The 15,606-nt window shown below is 54.3% G+C and carries 17 protein-coding genes, 1 pseudogene and 1 riboswitch; of the genes and pseudogenes, 8 read left to right on the top strand and 10 right to left on the bottom strand.

What is annotated here, in order from left to right:
- Positions 1-272, bottom strand: a 272-nt coding sequence (locus tag ACTF5G_RS02635; protein WP_438951272.1) for a hypothetical protein, incomplete at its 3' end; no start/stop codon positions are given.
- A 119-nt stretch (positions 273-391) separates the two neighbouring features.
- On the bottom strand, positions 392-796 hold the full coding sequence (gene mscL / locus ACTF5G_RS02640; RefSeq protein ID WP_438951273.1) for a large-conductance mechanosensitive channel protein MscL: 405 nt from the start codon (positions 794-796) through the stop codon (positions 392-394).
- Positions 797-1,551: 755 nt separating this feature from the next.
- On the opposite strand from mscL, the gene acs reads away from it, so the two are divergent.
- Both acs and ACTF5G_RS02650 read left to right on the top strand, forming a co-directional pair.
- Positions 1,552-3,489: an acetate--CoA ligase gene (gene acs, locus ACTF5G_RS02645; RefSeq protein WP_438951274.1), complete on the top strand. Its 1,938-nt coding sequence runs from the start codon at positions 1,552-1,554 to the stop codon at positions 3,487-3,489.
- Between the two features lie 30 nt (positions 3,490-3,519).
- Positions 3,520-4,062: a methylated-DNA--[protein]-cysteine S-methyltransferase gene (locus ACTF5G_RS02650; RefSeq protein ID WP_438951275.1), complete on the top strand. Its 543-nt coding sequence runs from the start codon at positions 3,520-3,522 to the stop codon at positions 4,060-4,062.
- Between the two features lie 56 nt (positions 4,063-4,118).
- On the opposite strand, the gene ppa is transcribed toward ACTF5G_RS02650, so the two are convergent.
- The 4 genes from ppa to ACTF5G_RS02670 form a co-directional block, all read right to left on the bottom strand.
- The gene (ppa, locus tag ACTF5G_RS02655) at positions 4,119-4,655 is read right to left on the bottom strand and encodes an inorganic diphosphatase (RefSeq protein WP_438951276.1); all 537 of its coding nucleotides are present in this window, start codon (positions 4,653-4,655) and stop codon (positions 4,119-4,121) included.
- A gap of 213 nt (positions 4,656-4,868) precedes the next feature.
- Positions 4,869-5,471, bottom strand: coding sequence for an OmpA family protein (locus ACTF5G_RS02660; protein WP_438951277.1), 603 nt, complete (start codon positions 5,469-5,471; stop codon positions 4,869-4,871).
- A 143-nt stretch (positions 5,472-5,614) separates the two neighbouring features.
- Positions 5,615-7,039 carry an EAL domain-containing protein gene (locus tag ACTF5G_RS02665; protein WP_438951278.1) on the bottom strand — a complete coding sequence of 475 codons (1,425 nt, stop codon included), beginning with the start codon at positions 7,037-7,039 and terminating at the stop codon, positions 5,615-5,617.
- Positions 7,040-7,174 (bottom strand): hypothetical protein, encoded by a 135-nt coding sequence (locus ACTF5G_RS02670; RefSeq protein ID WP_438951279.1) that lies wholly within the window; start codon positions 7,172-7,174, stop codon positions 7,040-7,042. It abuts the gene before it with no gap.
- 218 nt (positions 7,175-7,392) lie between these two features.
- Between ACTF5G_RS02670 and ACTF5G_RS02675 the strand changes: the two genes are divergently transcribed.
- The 6 genes and pseudogenes from ACTF5G_RS02675 to ACTF5G_RS02700 all read left to right on the top strand — a co-directional run bounded on the left by ACTF5G_RS02675 (position 7,393) and on the right by ACTF5G_RS02700 (position 12,746).
- A complete protein-coding gene (locus ACTF5G_RS02675) occupies positions 7,393-7,914 on the top strand; it encodes a radical SAM protein (RefSeq protein WP_438951280.1) in 522 nt (173 codons plus the stop codon).
- Positions 7,915-7,926: 12 nt separating this feature from the next.
- Positions 7,927-8,748: pseudogene (hemN, locus tag ACTF5G_RS02680) on the top strand (oxygen-independent coproporphyrinogen III oxidase); the annotation flags it as partial.
- Between the two features lie 64 nt (positions 8,749-8,812).
- Positions 8,813-8,911, top strand: a riboswitch (TPP riboswitch).
- Positions 8,912-8,963: 52 nt separating this feature from the next.
- Positions 8,964-11,147: a TonB-dependent receptor gene (locus ACTF5G_RS02685; RefSeq protein WP_438951281.1), complete on the top strand. Its 2,184-nt coding sequence runs from the start codon at positions 8,964-8,966 to the stop codon at positions 11,145-11,147.
- A gap of 26 nt (positions 11,148-11,173) precedes the next feature.
- On the top strand, positions 11,174-11,422 hold the full coding sequence (locus tag ACTF5G_RS02690; RefSeq protein ID WP_438951282.1) for a hypothetical protein: 249 nt from the start codon (positions 11,174-11,176) through the stop codon (positions 11,420-11,422).
- The gene (gene pnuC / locus ACTF5G_RS02695; RefSeq protein WP_438951283.1) at positions 11,423-12,001 is read left to right on the top strand and encodes a nicotinamide riboside transporter PnuC; all 579 of its coding nucleotides are present in this window, start codon (positions 11,423-11,425) and stop codon (positions 11,999-12,001) included.
- Complete coding sequence (locus tag ACTF5G_RS02700) at positions 11,979-12,746, top strand: phosphotransferase (RefSeq protein ID WP_438951284.1); 768 nt, start codon at positions 11,979-11,981, stop codon at positions 12,744-12,746. Before pnuC ends, ACTF5G_RS02700 begins: the two co-directional genes overlap by 23 nt.
- Positions 12,747-12,789: 43 nt before the next feature.
- Here ACTF5G_RS02700 and ACTF5G_RS02705 read toward each other — a convergent pair whose 3' ends face one another.
- The 4 genes from ACTF5G_RS02705 to ACTF5G_RS02720 form a co-directional block, all read right to left on the bottom strand.
- Positions 12,790-13,119, bottom strand: a complete 330-nt coding sequence (locus tag ACTF5G_RS02705; protein WP_438951330.1) for a globin domain-containing protein — start codon at positions 13,117-13,119, stop codon at positions 12,790-12,792.
- Between the two features lie 101 nt (positions 13,120-13,220).
- Positions 13,221-13,592 carry a c-type cytochrome gene (locus ACTF5G_RS02710; RefSeq protein WP_438951285.1) on the bottom strand — a complete coding sequence of 124 codons (372 nt, stop codon included), beginning with the start codon at positions 13,590-13,592 and terminating at the stop codon, positions 13,221-13,223.
- 32 nt (positions 13,593-13,624) lie between these two features.
- The gene (locus tag ACTF5G_RS02715; protein ID WP_438951286.1) at positions 13,625-14,209 is read right to left on the bottom strand and encodes a Tll0287-like domain-containing protein; all 585 of its coding nucleotides are present in this window, start codon (positions 14,207-14,209) and stop codon (positions 13,625-13,627) included.
- 70 nt (positions 14,210-14,279) lie between these two features.
- Positions 14,280-15,593 (bottom strand): cytochrome c3 family protein, encoded by a 1,314-nt coding sequence (locus ACTF5G_RS02720; RefSeq protein WP_438951287.1) that lies wholly within the window; start codon positions 15,591-15,593, stop codon positions 14,280-14,282.
- Positions 15,594-15,606: the final 13 nt, after the last annotated feature.

Here is a 15,606-nt window from a genome sequence, read left to right on the forward strand (position 1 = left end):
CCGATCGCCTGAATCGATGAAATGATCTCCGATACTTCCAGCCAGCTGACAAAGGACGCGGCCATTGCTCCGGGATCAGCGGGCATATCAATGGCCCTCTCGATGGTTGCGCCTGAAATATCTGTCATGATCAACCGGGTTCCGGGGATGCCAATTCGCTCCACCCGGCCATGCATTATTTGCTGCAATGGCTCTCCAACCCGGTATTGGGCAAAACGGATGCTGGAAGAACCCGCATTGATGATCAGAATTGTCGGTTTGGTTGTGTTCAAAAAAGCTGTTTTTCCGGTGTTGATCCTGTGTCTGATCTGATCGACCGGATTAACCGGTCTGGCATATGACATATCAATTTGTGCCAGACCGTTCAATCATGCCGATCAATAGCAAACCCTTATTTTTGCTGTCTTAAAAGATCGCGAATTTCCTGTAGCAACAGTTCCTGAGCTGGTGGCGGTGCTGGTTCTGCGGGTGCAGCTTGTTCTTCCCGTTTCATTGAGTTGATCGCCTTGACTGCCATAAAAATGGCGAAGGCGATAATGATAAAATCAACCAGTGTCTGGATAAATTGCCCGTAGCTGATGACCACCGCCGGCATATCGTTTGCGGCTTCCTTGAGCGTAATGACCAGGTTGGAAAAGTTGACACCACCGAGCATTACCCCGATGGGTGGCATAATGACATCTGCGACAAATGACGAGACGATTTTGCCAAAGGCAGTACCGATAACAATACCCACGGCCATATCGACCACATTCCCCTTTACTGCGAACGCCTTAAACTCTTTTATCATGCCCATGATGGAGGCTTCCTTATAATTTGGTTTAATTTGGGATTTCGTTGCAACCATATTCGGGGTGGCATCACTTCCCGTTGGGGTGAATCTGTTTATTCAGCCCCAGATTTTATTGTAAAAGTCTCGAGCCGGATTGATTCTATCGGGCTATCTATTTTTAGTAAGTAATAATTTTCTGATATGCAGCATTTTCTTTTGGTTGCTCCGGTTTATCTGAACCCACCGGACAATAATGTATTAGGTTGCCGACATTCCACCTTCGCCTAATTGTTTCAGGTCATCATTCAACGCTATCTTTTGGGTAGAGTAATGGCTTTCGGGTAAAGTAGCTGCAAATCGTGTGTGGGCAGGTTTTATGTCGATAAGTGTGGAAGTGGCCCTAATCAGAGACTTTCTCGCCGGGTGTCTTGTGTGATGGTGGTAGATGACAGAAGCCGGTTGAGCGGTCTGTTACCTAGTGACGGAGCGACCCGGCGAGGAAGACGGCTACTTTAAAGCACTGGCGAGTTATGTGAACGATGCTCTGCAACGCCGCCAGTAGCAATGGGATTCTTCTGCCCCCAGATCGCTCATCTGGTTCGGACGTGAGCACACATCGCTGGCCCGGATAGTCTCCGGTTAAGATGTATCCCGGCTTATCGGATGAGGCTTTGCCCAGGAAAAATCCCTTTGAGCTGTTATGCAAAGGTCGAATAGATGCTAGGCTTCATCTCCTTTAATCTGGGCCCTATAGAATTGATAACGAGAGGGAGGATTTCATGTCCGCAACCAATATTCGTCCCGTCCCCGACGACTTCGCTACGCAGGCACACATCGATGCTGAAACCTACGAGCGTATGTATCGCCACTCCATTGAGCACCCGGATGAATTCTGGGCCAGGGAAGCCGAACTGTTTCTCGATTGGGAAACACGCTGGCATGAGGTATGTGATTACGATTTCAACACCGGCGAAGCCAGCTGGTTTTCCGGTGGCAAACTGAATGTGACGGTCAACTGTATCGATCGCCACCTTGCGGAACACGGTGACAAGGTGGCGTTGATCTGGGAAGGTGATAACCCGGTGGAAAGTACCGATATCTCCTATAACGAGCTCAGTGAACAGGTCAATAAACTGGCCAATGTGCTGAAATCCCGGGGTGTAAAAAAAGGTGATCGGGTATGCATTTATATGCCGATGATTCCCGAAGCGGCCTATGCCATGCTGGCGTGTGCACGCATCGGCGCGGTTCACTCCGTCGTGTTCGGCGGATTTTCTCCCGATGCCCTGAAGGATCGGGTTCTCGACTCGGATTGTCAGGTGCTGATCACGGCGGACGAAGGTCTGCGTGGCGGCAAGAAAATTCCACTGAAAGCCAATGCCGACCAGGCTTTGCGGAGTTGTCCGAATGTGCACACCTGTCTTGTGGTGGAGCGCACCCGCGCCCTGGTGGAGTGGGACGACAAGCGAGATCTGTGGTACCACGAAGAAATGATGGAGGCGAATGAGTACTGTGCGCCCGAGCTGATGGATGCCGAGGATCCGCTGTTTATCCTCTATACCTCAGGCTCCACCGGGATGCCAAAGGGCGTGATGCACACCACCGCCGGTTATTTATTGCAGTGTGCCATGACCCACAAATATGTATTCGACCACAAGGATGACGACATCTACTGGTGTACTGCCGATGTGGGCTGGATTACCGGTCACAGTTATATTGTCTACGGCCCGCTCTGCAATGGTGGGACTTCGCTGTTATTTGAAGGCGTTCCCACTTATCCCGATGCTTCCCGTTTCTGGCAGGTAATTGAAAAACATAAAGTCACCATTTTCTACAGCGCACCCACGGCCATTCGCGCGTTGATGGGTGCCGGTGAGGATTTTGTCAAACAAGCTGATCTCAGTTCCCTGCGCTTGCTGGGTACTGTGGGTGAGCCGATCAATCCTGAAGCCTGGGAGTGGTATTACCGGGTTGTGGGAGACAGTCGCTGTCCGATTGTCGATACCTGGTGGCAGACGGAAACCGGTGCCCATATGCTGACGCCTCTGCCCGGTGCGACCCTGATGAAGCCCGGTTGTGCGACTGCCCCTTTCTTTGGCGTACAGCCTGTGCTGTTGGATGCCGAGGGGCATGAAATCGAAGGTCCCGGTGAAGGTGTTCTGGCTATCAAGGCGTCCTGGCCCGCTCAGATTCGTGGTGTATACGGTGATATGGAACGTTACCGGGAAACCTATTTTGCCCCCTATAAAGGTTACTACTTTACCGGTGATGGCGGTCGTCGGGATGCCGATGGCCACTATTGGATTACTGGCCGGGTGGATGATGTGCTGAACGTTTCCGGGCACCGCATGGGGACTGCGGAGGTGGAAAGTGCTCTGGTGTTGCATGCCAATGTGGCAGAGGCCGCAGTCGTCGGTTATCCCCATGATATCAAGGGGCAGGGTATCTATGCCTATGTCACACTGATGAACGGTGCAGAGCCGTCGGATGAATTGCGCAAGGAGCTGGTGGCGCTTTGTGTCAAGGAAATTGGTCCAATTGCCAAACCGGACGTCATTCATTGGGCTCCGGGGCTGCCGAAGACCCGGTCGGGAAAAATCATGCGCCGTATTTTGCGCAAAATTGCTGCCAATGAACTGGAGAATCTGGGTGATACCTCAACGCTGGCAGATCCCGCTGTGGTAGAGCAGTTGATCGAAAATCGGGCCAATACCTGAGTTCCGGCGCCAGTAAAACAGAGGAGAGAGATGAAAGTCCGGCTGGTTGATTATCAGGGGGGGGCGGATGCCTTCTATGGTCAGGCTTCCTCACCATTTGGGATGACCTGGCTGGTCTGGACGGTGTCCGGTATTGAGCAGTTGGTGTTTCAGGATCGGGGCGAAACGGATCCCTTTCGGGTTTTTCCCCGGCTGGACAGATCCCGGTGTTTCCATCGGGATGATGCGAACGCGGCACTTGTCATGCAACCGTTGTTTAAGCGGCCCGGACAGGAAAACTCGCAGCAAACCACCTTGATGTTGAGCATGCAGGGGACGGCATTTCAGCGACGGGTCTGGCAGGTATTGCTGTCAATACCCTTTGCCACTGTGAGCACTTATCAGCAGATCGCCAGCGCTATTGACCAGCCCAAAGCGGTGCGGGCGGTGGCCAGTGCCATTGGTGCAAACCCGGTGGCCTGGCTGGTTCCCTGCCATCGTGTAATTCGCAGCAATGGTGAGTTGGGCGGGTATCGCTGGGGATTCCCCAGAAAACAGCAGATGCTGGACTGGGAAAGGGCTGTTCCCGCATAACCAAAAAACCCGGCATAAATGCCGGGTTTTTTTATTCGCAGGTGTTGGTGCGGGTTTTAGCTTTCCTCTTGCAGATAGCGATCACGCGAAGCGGTAATTTCTCTGCGGGCGGCCTCGGCATTGTCCCAGCCTTCAACTTTCACCCACTTGCCGGCTTCGAGGGTTTTGTAGTTTTCAAAGTAGTGTTTGATCTGCTTGATCAACAACTCCGGCAGATCGGCAATTTCCTGAACATGGTCATACAGTTTTGTAAGTTTGGTATGCGGTACTGCCAGTAATTTGGCATCCACACCGGATTCATCGGTCATGTTCAGCACGCCGATGACACGGCTGCGGATCACTGAACCGGGCATGACCGGGTAGGGTGTTACTACCAGTACATCCAGCGGATCGCCATCTTCCGACAGGGTCTGCGGGATATAGCCGTAATTGGCGGGGTAGAACATCGGTGTTGCGACAAAGCGGTCAACAAAAATTGCATCACTGTCCTTGTCAATTTCGTATTTGATGGGGTCGTGGTTGGCGGGGATTTCAATGACCACATTGATATCGTGTGGCAGGTCGTTGCCAGCGGGAATCTTGTTGTAGCTCATGTCTGGTCTTCTTCTCTCTTGCAGTTAGGGAAGCGGAAATGCACAGGTTCAGCCGGCGGGTTTCCAGAGTGGCGGGATTATACTGGCCAGCATGGGCCATTGCCAGTTACACCTTGGTCTATACACCGGGGATAAAGCAACATCCGGGAAATTACCCGACAGGGTTCTGTTCGGGGCACGACTGTGGTTATTGGGCGATGACCGGCTCAATGATCAGCTCCACCCGGCGGTTTTCCGCACGGCCCCGGCGGTGCTGTTGTCAGCGATTGGCCGGTTTTGCCCGAAGCCCTGAACCACCAGTCTCATGGGTGCGATACTGTGCCGAGAAAGGTATTCCCCGATGGCGAGGGCGCGCTGCTCGGAAAGCCTTTGATTATAGACGGCCTCTCCCTGATTGTCGGTATGACCAGCCACGGTAACCATGGTGTGGTCATACTCTGACAACACCCCGGCAATGGTCGTCAGGGCCGACTGCGCCCCTTTGTTGATGGTCGTACTGTTGACATCAAAGGTAGTTGTTCTGGGGATAATCATGGTGATTTTAGTGTTCTGCCGACTGAGACTGATGTCATCAAGGCGGAGTTTTTGCTGCAGGTTGGCATACTGAACATCCATGTAATAACCCACCTGTTCAGTGGGTAACGGGTTGATTTTGCTGCTGCGGCTCAACTGCTCCATGCGTTTTATAGGGCCATTTTTCGTGTTCTCGACCGAAAGACTGGTGATTTTGGCCGGCTCTGACTGTTCAGTCAGGGACTCCCATACGGCACAGCTGCTGCTTGCCAATGCAATGATCGCTATTAATAGCCAGCGCATGGGCATTGCTGGACAGGCTGAGACGGGTGGGCTTTTCAAGCAGTCGGTACTCCCGTGGCTTGTTCAGTATCGGTCAGGGCGGGGTGGATTGGGTCTGGCCATTCCCCAGGGTTCGGATAGTTTATCCGGAGTGGAGCAGCCGGTCAGCTGTGTTTTTGATGAAAGGCAATAAATTGTCGAGCACTAAGCGGGCGACTAAAGAGGTAACCCTGTCCCAGCCTAACGTCCTGACTCAATAGCCAGTCCACCTGGTGATCACTTTCGACACCCTCGGCAATAATGTCCAGCCTCAATGATTTTGCCATCTCGATCACATGGACAATGACACTGCTGGTAACAGCTCGGTTTTCGATGGCATCGACAAAGGATTTATCGATTTTCAGCGCATCGAGCTCAAAGCTTTCCAGGTAGGAAAGGCTGGAGTAACCGGTACCGAAATCACCGATAGCCACCAGATAGCCCTGCTGGCGGAGGGTGCGGATTCGCTGTCGTGCCGTATCGCTGTCCACCAGAGCCCGTTCGGTGATTTCCAGTTTGATCGCCGAAGTGGTAAGCCCGGCAGCCTTCAGCTCGGTCTCAAGGTGATCAAACAGCTGGTCTGTCTGGAGATCCTGTGCAGAGAGGTTGAGATTGATACTGAGATTCGGACACTTTTTGAGATGATCGCCCAGTTCGCGAAGGATGCCATGCAGCATGGCCTGTGCGAGTTCAGTGGCCAGCCCGGCTTCCTCGGCGATGGGGATAAAAATATCCGGACCGACCATTTCACCGTTGCCGCGCGTCCAACGTGCCAGTGATTCGGCACCGAGGCAACGTCCATTGGACATATCCACGATGGGTTGATAGTTGACGCGCAATTGATGGTTGGTGATCGCGTCACGCAATTCGGCAGCCAGACTGAGGTGCTGGCGGGAGTAACGCACCACGGCGAATACCCAGAGAGGGATGAGTAGCAGGCCCAGTATCCCGGCGGTTATCAGGGTGGGTAGATAGCGTTTCCAGAATTCGCTCATTGGCTGAATGGCGACAATATCGATGGGGAAAAGCGTGCCCAGGGAAAACCGGGAGATCATCTGTTGCGTCGAGCGGTCGACGGTCAGCCCCAGTCTGAGGTGATCCAATGGTGGAAAAATCGCGTCCGGGGGCGTTGTGATCATGGGCAGGTTCTCTACCCAAAGACCAGCCATCTGACCATCCGGAAGCCCCACATTCAGTAACAATCGCGGGTCGATCACCACATCATGGTTGCCAAATCGCATCAGAAACAGCTGTACACCGCCCACTTCTGTCGCCTCGCTGGGCCACCAGGCAATAACGCCCGGGTCGTATATCCGGCTGGCTTTGGGTGGTGTGAAAGAGACGCCCTGAATAAACCCGGCACCGCAGTGCCGCTCGGCGGCCCGCCAGTAGCCAATCGCCCGGATATAGGGGCGAGCGACGGCGATATCCTGTATCATAGCCAGATGGACGGCGTTACATGGGTCGGTGGTCCGCTCATTGAGGGTTTCAAGTAGATTGCGGGCGTCAATAATGGCATGTTCCGTTTCCTCGCCGAGCCGCTGTGACAATTACTGCAGGCGCTGCTCCTCTGTGCCCACAGACTCTCGCCAGATATACCAGCCAAGCAGTACCGACAGGGTTAGCGTACCGAGTATTGTGACGGCTAAAATGCCGAAAAAGATCTTGTCTCGACGTGCCAGCATAGGTGGTTTACCGCAGCGGATTGATGAATCAATGGAGCATCACAAACAACGGATACAGGATACCGTATACCGGCCAGCGGTGCGATAAACAGGGCCACAGACTTGTTGGTTGATCGACATCAAGAGACCGTTGTCGAACCGCTGCTAGGATCTGCATTCTCCCCAACAGGTCTTTGATTGCAGTGATTTCCGACCATGGCATTGTTTGAGATCGGCACTTGATCGAGCGCTACGATCTCTCCGGGCCCCGTTATACGTCTTATCCCACAGCGCCACAGTTTCACGATGGGTGCGGTGAGGGGGTGCTGCGTCAGGCGATTGCGCGGAGCAACGCAGCGGGTCGTCCTCTCTCTCTGTATTTCCATATCCCGTTTTGTAGCATCGTCTGTTACTACTGTGCCTGCAACAAGATCATCACAGCCAACCGCAAGCGTGCGATGCCCTATCTGGAGCGGTTGATTGTCGAGGTGGCCCAACGGGGTGCATTGTTCGACCATTCGCGGCCAGTGCACCAGTTGCATTGGGGAGGCGGTACGCCCACGTATATCAGCGATGATGAAAAACGCCTGTTGATGGCAGCCACCCGCAAACATTTCAATCTGTTGGAGGATGATAGCGGTGAGTACTCCATCGAAATTCACCCCGGGGATATGGCTGTCAGTACCATCGCCTGCCTGCGGGAGCTGGGCTTCAATCGGCTCAGCATGGGCATCCAGGATTTCGATCCCGTGGTACAGTAGGCAGTCAACCGTTTCAACTCCGTGGAAGAAGTGCACGCACCGGTGGAGGCGGGCAGAGCCGAGGGTTTTCATTCCATCAGCATGGATCTGATCTACGGTCTGCCCCATCAGAGCTGGATGACCTTTGAGCGCACTCTGGGCAGCATCATTGAACTGGGGCCGGATCGCCTGTCAGTGTTTAACTACGCCCACTTGCCCCACTTGTTCAAGGTGCAGAAACAGATCGATAAGACGGCTTTGCCCAGCGGTACCGAAAAGTTGCTGATGATGGAACGGATGACCCGGATGTTACACGATGCGGGTTACGTCTACATTGGTATGGACCACTTCGCCCGCCCGGACGACGAGCTGGCGGTGGCCCAGCGCAATGGTTTGTTGCAGCGCAACTTCCAGGGCTATTCCACCCACGGTGGCTGCGATCTGGTGGCCTTTGGCGTATCGGCCATCAGCGCCATTGACAATGTGTTTGCCCAGAACCATAAGCAGATTGAAGATCACCAGACTGCCATCGACAGCGGTTATCTGCCGGTGGCGCGGGGGTTTGAGCTGAGCGCCGACGACCTGTTGCGCCAGGCGGTGATCAAGCAGTTGATCTGCCATTTCGAGTTGAACTTTGCTGACATCGAGCAACAGTTTGGTGTCAGGTTTGCCGAGTACTTTGCCCGGGAGCTGGCCCAACTAGAGTCTATGGCAGACGATGGTCTGGTAGCCTTTGGCGCAGAGGGTGTTCGGGTAACCCCGGCGGGACGATTGCTGATTCGCCGTATATGTATGACATTCGATGCCTATATCAACAAATCCGGATCGGAAATTCGATACTCCAGGATTATTTGAGTACAGTCATTGAGTTGGTGACTGATTCGCGTAGAATCGCAATTTCGCCTGCTCACAGCAGCTGAGTTTTCCTAAGGGGCGGCGCAAGCCTGAGACATCTTCGGATGAACCCTTTGAACCTGATCCGGATAGTACCGGCGTAGGGATAGGACGCAAAAGTCATCGTTCACTCCTCCCATATCCGGGTCTCCTTAACAGTGTTAATGAGGCTCATCATGATAGATAAATGTCGAACAACCCGGCTATTGGCTCTCGCCATCTGCCTGTTTTCGGGCGGCGTGCTTGCCACAGAGCTCGGGGATTCAGACAAGCCGACAGCCGATGCCACCACCCGGTCGTTACAGGATGAAACAATCCAGGAAGTCGTGGTGACTGCCCAGTTTCGCGAGGTATCCGTGCTGGATACCGGCAACAGTATCACCGTCCTCGACAGTCAGCAGATTGAACGCCGTCAGGCCCGTCATCTGGATCAGCTCCTGAATCTGGTGCCCAATGTAAATTTTTCCAGCGGTGCATCACGGGGCAAGTTTATCCAGATTCGCGGTATCGGTGAGCGCAGTCAGTTTATCGAGCCGCTGAATCCCTCGGTGGGATTGTTGATTGACGGGATCGATTTCAGCGGTATTGGCGGAGCGGCAACGACGCTTGATTTGCGTCAGGTAGAAGTATTGCGTGGCCCCCAGGGCACGCTTTACGGTGCCAATGCGCTGGCGGGGTTGATCAACATGACATCAAATGCCCCCGCCGACGTGTTTGAAGGTCAGATTGAAACCTCCATTGCTGACTATGAAACCCGCACCACCAGCGCGGTGTTGAGTGGACCGATTACCGATAATCTGGGTTACCGTCTGGCCGTGCAGAGCCACCGCAGTGACGGCTATATCGATAACGAATTTCTCCACCGCAAGGATACCAGCAACATCGATGAGCTGACCGCCCGGGGCAAGTTGAACTGGCGGGTCAGCGATCAGTTACAACTGAATTTTACCGGTTTCTACGTGAACGCGGACAATGGTTACGATGCCTTCTCGCTGGATAACACCCGCAATACACTCTCCGATCAGCCGGGTCATGACCGGCAGGAGTCCACGGCTTTTGCGGTAGAGAGTATCTGGCAGGCCACCGAGCAGTTTGATGTGGTCGGGCTGGTCAGTTATGCCGATACCAACCTTCAGTACAGTTATGATGAGGACTGGAGCTTTGCGGCTATTTGCGATGGTCTGCCCTGCGAGAGTTGGGCCTATTCCTCGTTTGATCGCTACCGGCGCAGCCGTTATAACGGCACTATCGACCTGAAGCTGGTTTCCAGCGAAGCCGGACGTTTATTTAATGGTGCCAGCGACTGGGTACTGGGTATTTACTACCGCAGGCAGAACGAGTCGTTGCTGCGTGAATACACCTATGCCGACGGTGATTTCACCAGCGATTTCGATACCCGCAACCGGGCTGTCTATGGTCAATTGGATACCCGGCTAAGCGATCGTTTAAACCTTGTCAGTGGCGCACGGATCGAGTTTCGCCGCGCGGACTACCTGGACAGCGAGGGAGTTCGTCACGATACCAGTGAAAGGCTCTGGGGTGGCCGTCTGGCTCTGGAATACAGTCTGACGCCGCAAACGCTCCTGTATGGTCTGGTCTCCCGGGGTTACAAGGCGGGTGGGGTCAACAGTAACCCTGAGCTGGAGCCCGGTGCGAGGGATTTCGATACCGAGTATCTGTGGAACTTTGAAACCGGGATCAAGGGTGACTGGCTGGACCGCACGTTGCAGCTTCAGCTGGCCCTGTTTTATCAGAAGCGCCGGGACATGCAGGTCAAGCAATCACTGGTCAAGCCGATTGCCGGTGACCTTTGTCCCTGCAGTTTTATTGACTCCTTTGACAACGCGGCCAAGGGTCGCAATTACGGTCTCGAGCTGATGTTCGACTGGCTGGCGATGGAGGATGTCCAGATATACGGCAGTCTCGGTTTGCTCCGGGCAACCTACCAGGATTTTGAAAGCTTCAGTCATGTGGATGCCGATCCGGAAAACAATGTGGCGGTCGATCTGGATGGCCGTGAACAGGCGCATGCGCCTTCCTACCAGTTTTCTCTGGGAGTCGAAGTGGCATTAACCGGGCAGCTGTCGGCGGCTCTGGAAATGGAAGGCAAGCAGCAGTTCTATTTGTCACCGCGTCACAATGCCAGGTCAAACCGCTACGAGCTGTTTAATGCCCGCCTTGAGTACCGTATGCAACAGTGGGATTTGCTGCTGTGGGGACGTAATCTCACAGACCGGGATGTGATTGTTCGCGGCTTCGGTGGCTTCGGCAATGACCCCCGCAATTTTTATCAGACTGAACCCTACTATCAGTATGGTGAGCCGCGCATTGTCGGTGTCACCGCCAAATACCGTTTTTAGTGGGTTTGACCAGGGAGATTTATCCTATGCAGGTAATCATTGATGTCAGTATGTACCCCAACCGGGAGGACTTTATTCCGCCGATCAAGGGGTTTATTGAAAAGATAAACCCCTATCCGGCGCTTGAGGTGCAGACCTTTCCCACCAGTACGGTGGTGCAGGGTGAATACCGGGCCGCCATGCAGGCAGTACAGGACACCATCGCCGACTGCCGTGAGGAATTCGGCATGGCGGTGTATGTACTCAAGGTAATTCCCGGCTATGAGGCGTTCTGAATGTCGTGGCTGAGCCTGGAGGCATTGGCAGTGGTGTTTTCACTGGCCTACCTCGTACTGGCGATGCGGGAGAACAGCCTGTGCTGGTTTTGTGCTTTTATTGGCACAGCCATCTACATCTGGGTTTTCGGTGGTGTCAGTCTCTACATGGGCTCGTTACTGCATGTCTATTATCTGGTGATGGCGGTTTACGGGTGGTATCAGTGGCGTCGTGGTGGTGCCGATCACCGCGGCGTCAGCATTTCCCGCTGGGGACTGGAGCAACACCTTTGTGCGCTGTTGGCTGTTCTGCTGGTATCCGCGATATCCGGCTACCTGCTGGCTGAACACACCGATGCCCACTTGCCCTATCTGGATTCCTTTGCCACCTGGGGCGGTGTGTTGACCACGGTGATGGTGGCCCGCAAGATTCTGGAAAACTGGCTCTACTGGATTGTCGTCGATGGGGCCTCGATTTATCTGTACCTGGATCGCGAACTCTATCTTACAGCCGGGTTATTTGCCGTTTATCTGGTGCTGGTCGTGTTCGGTTTTGTCCGTTGGAGAAGGCATTATATTGAGCAACAATCCGCTGAATAGCCGCGACAGTCTGTTGCAGCAGGTGCTATCCAGTTGGCGACGCTGGGAAGTCGGTCTGCCGGGCAAGCCATCTCTGGTGAATCCCCTGTCCGGTGGCAGAACCAACTCGTCATTTCTGGTGGCAAGTGGCTCCAGGCGTGCCGTAGTGAGGGTGAATACGCCGCACGGCAAGGCGCTGGGAATTGACCGGCAAAGGGAAGAGACACTGCTGCGCCTGTTGCAGCCCACCGGGTTGGTGCCAAGGATTTTTTATATAACTACAGAAGTACTGGTGACAGAATTTGTCGACGGGCGATTATGGGGGGCCGGGACGGCTGGCAACGATCGGGTAAGCCAGCAACTGCTGCCTTTGCTTGCAAAAATCTGGGCGTTTCCCAAACCCGATGCAGTCAATCGTTTCAGTTATCTGAAGCACTGTCGACATTACCTTTCCCAGTTGGCTGTTCGTCCCGTGGCAGCAGATGCTATCGAAGAGCATGCCGCGGCTGTCGATGCCTGTTCCTGGCAACCGGTCATCTGTCATCATGACTTGATACCGGACAATATCATCGATACGGGTCGTGGCCCGGTGATACTGGACTGGGAATATGCCGCGTGGGGGCACCCCGCCATGGACCTGATGCGGTTGGGTGTCGCGGCAAGCCATCACAATACTGATGATCTCAGCAAACTACAGGGCCTCCAACGCGGTATGGATACCCTCTGGCTAATGCTCAAGAACCAGCTGGGGGAGCCCGTTCGCTAGCGACAATAATTAAACGTGCGCCCCGCGGGCTTTGCCTTTCGGGTCAGGCTGACGCTTCCCTGTGAGCCGCCGCAATCATGGTGGATGCGAGGATTCCATAAGCAGCCAGCCAGGCGTCCCTGACATCATCGGTAAAATTGTCGCCAAGGCCGGTCTGTAAGGTTTCTATCAACGCACTACCGACAGTGTCATAGTGGGCATCTTCAACGCCGTAGGCGAGATGGCGCCTGCCCATGGCTTCCACAATGGGCACCAGTTCGTCGAGCCGATCGAGCATACGCACCGCAGCGCCGATCATTTCCATCAGCTTTTTGTCCTGTGCCTGCATGTCTCCCTTGAACAGGTGCTTCAGACTCGGATCAGCCGTAAACAGATTATTCTAGAACAGGGAAGCGGCGGTGTCGGCAATCGGTTCCACCTTGGCCCAGGAGGTTTTGCAGGCGTGTATTTGTTCGGGTGTCATGGATATATCCTCTATTGCGGTTCGGTGGTCAGCTGCGACAGCATATAGCTGACCGCCTGTGCCATTTGTTGGTCAGTCAATTCGGAGCCGCCGCGGGCGGGCATCAGTCCGTAGCCTTCAATGGCGTGTTGAACAAGGGTTTTCTCTCCCTGACTGATCTTGGAGGCCCACATTTTGGGGTTGCCGATGATCGGTGCACCATTGATCCCCGATGCATGGCAGACGCGACAATTGGCTTTCACCAGTGGTTCGCCAGGGTGGGCTGAAGGTTCAGCCACCCTGGCAGGTGTGCCGCTGTCAACGGATGAATCAGGCCTGTCGGAACAGGCCGACAGGCCGAGACAAAAAACAGCGGTGGCGATCATACATAACTTGTTAAGCATATGGGTCACCAGGGTCGAAAAAATCCGGTCAGTTAAAGGGGAACACGGATCACGACACCACCCATCACGTCGCCGATATCAAAGTCGGTTTTGGGAGAGTCCTTGTGTTCGTTATGGCAGGTTGTACAGGCTGGAGAGACAGCGACATCGGGGTACACCGCGGTAAAGTAGGTCACGTCACCCAGTTTTTCCTCGCCGTAGAAATTTTCACCGGGATTGTCCACGGTGTATTGCAAGCCCTCTTCTTCCAGGGGTGTCTTGGGTGCATTCTGCTTGTTGATTGGCCACAGGGATTGCAGTGAGTAGGTGAATTCATCGGTGACTTCTGCGACTGCTTCCGAGCCCGCCCGAAACATCTGGGCTGGCAATAATGCGCCGTTCTCTATTTCCTTCCAGTGTTCATCGGGTTTGATGGCGCCCGCGCCATTGGGCCCCAGGCGTTGAATGATCAATTTGGTGTAGTTGGCCCGGTCTGCATTCATCACCGCAAACAGGGAGTCGGTGTAGAGTTTTGGGGCGATACCAGCTGTTGCGGGCGGCGCTTCATTACAGGCAGCAATAACCAGGCTGCCAGAGACTAATGTGGTGATCAGGGCGATTTTCTTGATGTGTTGCATGGTGAATTCCTCGTGTTTTCAGAGTAATGGTAGGTAGGGTGGTTGGTGGTATTTTCAGCGGTGAATGGCATCAGTCGATCACCCGTTTGAGCGACCAGTCGATGGATGGAATATGAGTTGCCGGTTTGCCATTGAAGTTGTTGTTGATCAGTGTCGGGTCGGCCAGGGCATCAATGGAGAAGCCGAGGTTGTGGCACTGCATGCAAACCGGCCGGATCATCTTTTCATTGGGACGCAGGTTATGGTTCTGGTTGTGATTGACCTGTACCAGGGTCTCTCCATTCACAATGTTCTCCTCTCTCGGCATATGACAGGTGGCACAGCTGACGGCCTGTTCCACAGGAATCACACCGGCGATTGCCTGACTTAACAGCTGTCCGTGAGGCGATGCCTCAAACCCCAGTGAGTGTTCATCGTTGTGGCAGGTCAGGCAGGCTTCGCTGGCGGCAAACAGGGTGTCTGTCCGGTGTGCACTGTGACAGCTGTTGCAACCCTGTTGCAGGGACATCGCTGTCTCCTTGAAAGACATCTTAGAATCGGCGGGGCGGATAGCGGGCAGGGACTGAGCCAGTCGCATGCCGTGTTTGCCGGATTTGAAGCTGTCAGCTTCGTCGATATGGCAGCTTTGGCATTGTTCGATGCCCGGCTTCTCAATCCACTCATTTGAACCGGTGTCGCTATGACAGCCACCGCAATCCACGCCCGCATCGGCATGGCTGCTACCAGACCATTCGTGGTGAATGTCGGGGTGGGCCGCTTTCTGCCCGGGGAATGCCGGCTGTTGTTCGGGTATGCGTTTGCTGGCCAGAATGGCGGCCCCGTTGGGATTGGTCAGGCGAGCCATTTCTTTCAGCCAGGGACCTGTGTGGTTATCGACGAGAAAATCTTCAAAGAGTGCCCGGTTGTCGTAATAGTTGTGACAGCCTGCGCTGGCACAGCTGTCAAAGGCCAGATCCTGATGGCTCTCCCGGTCATCGCCGACATCGATGTGGCAGTGAAAACAATAATCGGCCGGCAGGGTCACTCCCATCGGGGCGGTGATTTCTTTGCGGTGCTCGGTATGACAGCTGACACAGTAGCGGGCGTCTACCACGCTGAGCCGGTCAGCATTGCGCGGGTCGGTAAATTTCTTTTTTGGGTGCGTGTCATTGGCCTCGGCCAGTTCGGCACCATGGCAGCTGACACAGGCTTCCTGAATCAGCTCGGGGCCACCAAAGGCCTCGGTATGACAACCGCTGTAGGCCAGTTCGATCTGGAAGTGGCCGTGACTGGCCTCGCCAATCAGGAGTGCTTCTTTGTTGTCGGCTTCCAGCAGGACGTAGCCGTAGTAACCTGCTACCGCCAGCATGACAAGAACCCAGCTGGCCCAGATGAACTTTTTCAACGCACCGACCCCG

This window comes from Porticoccus sp. (assembly GCF_965660005.1).
Lineage (GTDB): Bacteria > Pseudomonadota > Gammaproteobacteria > Pseudomonadales > Porticoccaceae > Porticoccus.

Bases quoted from the DNA above. Each gene is read 5' to 3' on its own strand.
- ACTF5G_RS02670 (WP_438951279.1), bottom strand. From the start codon at position 7,174: ATGCTGGCACGTCGAGACAAGATCTTTTTCGGCATTTTAGCCGTCACA.
- ACTF5G_RS02660 (WP_438951277.1), bottom strand. From the start codon at position 5,471: ATGCGCTGGCTATTAATAGCGATCATTGCATTGGCAAGCAGCAGCTGT.
- acs (WP_438951274.1), top strand. From the start codon at position 1,552: ATGTCCGCAACCAATATTCGTCCCGTCCCCGACGACTTCGCTACGCAG.
- ACTF5G_RS02650 (WP_438951275.1), top strand. From the start codon at position 3,520: ATGAAAGTCCGGCTGGTTGATTATCAGGGGGGGGCGGATGCCTTCTAT.
- ACTF5G_RS02685 (WP_438951281.1), top strand. From the start codon at position 8,964: ATGATAGATAAATGTCGAACAACCCGGCTATTGGCTCTCGCCATCTGC.
- ppa (WP_438951276.1), bottom strand. From the start codon at position 4,655: ATGAGCTACAACAAGATTCCCGCTGGCAACGACCTGCCACACGATATC.
- ACTF5G_RS02715 (WP_438951286.1), bottom strand. From the start codon at position 14,209: ATGCAACACATCAAGAAAATCGCCCTGATCACCACATTAGTCTCTGGC.
- pnuC (WP_438951283.1), top strand. From the start codon at position 11,423: ATGTCGTGGCTGAGCCTGGAGGCATTGGCAGTGGTGTTTTCACTGGCC.
- ACTF5G_RS02710 (WP_438951285.1), bottom strand. From the start codon at position 13,592: ATGCTTAACAAGTTATGTATGATCGCCACCGCTGTTTTTTGTCTCGGC.
- ACTF5G_RS02690 (WP_438951282.1), top strand. From the start codon at position 11,174: ATGCAGGTAATCATTGATGTCAGTATGTACCCCAACCGGGAGGACTTT.
- mscL (WP_438951273.1), bottom strand. From the start codon at position 796: ATGGGCATGATAAAAGAGTTTAAGGCGTTCGCAGTAAAGGGGAATGTG.